Consider the following 1,675-nt stretch of genomic DNA (forward strand, 5'->3'; position numbering starts at 1 on the left):
CCCCGGCAATAATATTTATTACCGAAATTCCCCCTGCATGCATTCCCGTTTGTGCACAAAAACTGGATTTATATCTATATGAATGCCAATGGGAAATACTGTATCATATCCCATTATAGACATTGTTTCAAATTCTATACAGATAAATTATACACGGCGACGTTTTGGTGGACGGCATCCGTTGTGAGGTACCGGAGTTACATCTTTAATTGCTGTAACTTCTAGCCCTGCAGCTTGTAATGCACGAATCGCAGCTTCACGTCCTGCACCAGGTCCTTTAACTGTTACCTCTAAAGATTTCATTCCGTGCTCTACAGATGCTTTAGCAGCAGTTTCTGCAGCCATTTGAGCAGCAAATGGAGTTGATTTACGAGAACCTTTGAATCCTAGAGCACCAGCACTAGACCAAGCAATTGCATTCCCGTGAACATCCGTAATCGTAACGATAGTATTGTTAAATGTTGAACGAATATGAGCAATTCCGTTTTCAATATTCTTTTTCACACGACGTTTACGAGTATTAGTTTTACGAGCCATTTAAATACCCTCCTTTACCGATTATTTTTTCTTGTTAGCTACAGTTTTACGTGGGCCTTTACGAGTACGAGCATTGTTTTTAGTATTTTGTCCACGAACTGGTAATCCACGACGATGACGTAAGCCACGGTAAGAACCGATTTCCATTAAACGTTTAATGTTTAATGAAACTTCACGGCGAAGGTCACCCTCAACTTTTAATTTATCAACGATTTCACGAATTTTATTTAATTCCTCTTCTGTTAAGTCACGAACACGAGTATCTTCAGAAACTCCTGCTTCTTTTAGAATTTTTTGTGCAGTTGGTTTACCAATACCATAAATATATGTTAGTGAAATAACTACACGTTTTTCACGTGGGATATCTACACCAGCAATACGTGCCATATAAGTGCACCTCCTTTAAGATTATCCTTGTTTTTGTTTATGTTTTGGATTTTCACAAATAACCATAACTTTACCGCGTCTGCGAATAACTTTACATTTTTCACATATCGGTTTAACAGATGGTCTTACTTTCATGTTATCCTAACCTCCTTATTATTTCGGAGCGCAACCTATTATTTAAAGCGATATGTTATTCTACCACGAGTTAAATCATATGGAGATAGCTCAACCGTTACTTTATCACCTGGTAAAATTCGAATGAAATGCATTCTAATTTTTCCAGAAACATGAGCTAAAACCGTATGACCATTCTCTAATTCTACCTTAAACATAGCGTTAGGCAATGTTTCTGTAACAGTACCTTCAACTTCAATGACATCTTCTTTCGCCATCGAACACGTCTCCCTTCTCGTCAGTCATGAGTTCATTCACAAACTTTGATATGGCATATCGGAGTTTGCCATTTGTCACACGACCGGTTTCTAAAATACTATTCTGAACCTCAGGGGAAACATAAGAACACAGTTCAAGATGTAGTACATTTTTCTTTTTTGGGCGATCAAACTTACGTTTATCACCATCTGCTATTAGAACAAAACGTTCATCTAGCTTTTGTATTACTACCGCATATTGTCCAGCATCTCGCCCTTTTGTAATTAATACAATTTGACCAATACTTGGACCCGAGTCAGATTCGACCAAAAATATCACCTTCACTTAGGATATAGTTAATATTTCGTAGCCTTCATCT

General features: G+C 37.7%; 5 protein-coding genes. All 5 read right to left on the reverse strand.

Annotated elements, in window-relative coordinates; genetic code table 11:
- Nucleotides 1-147 precede the first annotated feature (147 nt).
- The 5 genes from rpsK to AC3ASS_RS03640 are packed head-to-tail and all read right to left on the reverse strand — an operon-like array spanning nucleotide 148 to nucleotide 1,626.
- Entirely contained in the window at nucleotides 148-537 is a 390-nt protein-coding gene (gene rpsK / locus AC3ASS_RS03620) for a 30S ribosomal protein S11 (RefSeq protein WP_488282149.1), read from the reverse strand.
- Between the two features lie 21 nt (nucleotides 538-558).
- Nucleotides 559-924: a 30S ribosomal protein S13 gene (rpsM, locus tag AC3ASS_RS03625; RefSeq protein WP_488282150.1), complete on the reverse strand. Its 366-nt coding sequence runs from the start codon at nucleotides 922-924 to the stop codon at nucleotides 559-561.
- Nucleotides 925-945: 21 nt separating this feature from the next.
- Nucleotides 946-1,059 carry a 50S ribosomal protein L36 gene (gene rpmJ / locus AC3ASS_RS03630; RefSeq protein WP_000868344.1) on the reverse strand — a complete coding sequence of 38 codons (114 nt, stop codon included), beginning with the start codon at nucleotides 1,057-1,059 and terminating at the stop codon, nucleotides 946-948.
- A gap of 38 nt (nucleotides 1,060-1,097) precedes the next feature.
- Nucleotides 1,098-1,316 (reverse strand): translation initiation factor IF-1, encoded by a 219-nt coding sequence (gene infA / locus AC3ASS_RS03635; protein WP_488282151.1) that lies wholly within the window; start codon nucleotides 1,314-1,316, stop codon nucleotides 1,098-1,100.
- A complete protein-coding gene (locus AC3ASS_RS03640) occupies nucleotides 1,294-1,626 on the reverse strand; it encodes a KOW domain-containing RNA-binding protein (RefSeq protein ID WP_488282152.1) in 333 nt (110 codons plus the stop codon). The genes infA and AC3ASS_RS03640 overlap by 23 nt, the downstream gene beginning before the upstream one ends.
- Nucleotides 1,627-1,675: the final 49 nt, after the last annotated feature.

Source organism: Bacillus sp. JST-5 (assembly GCF_057747715.1).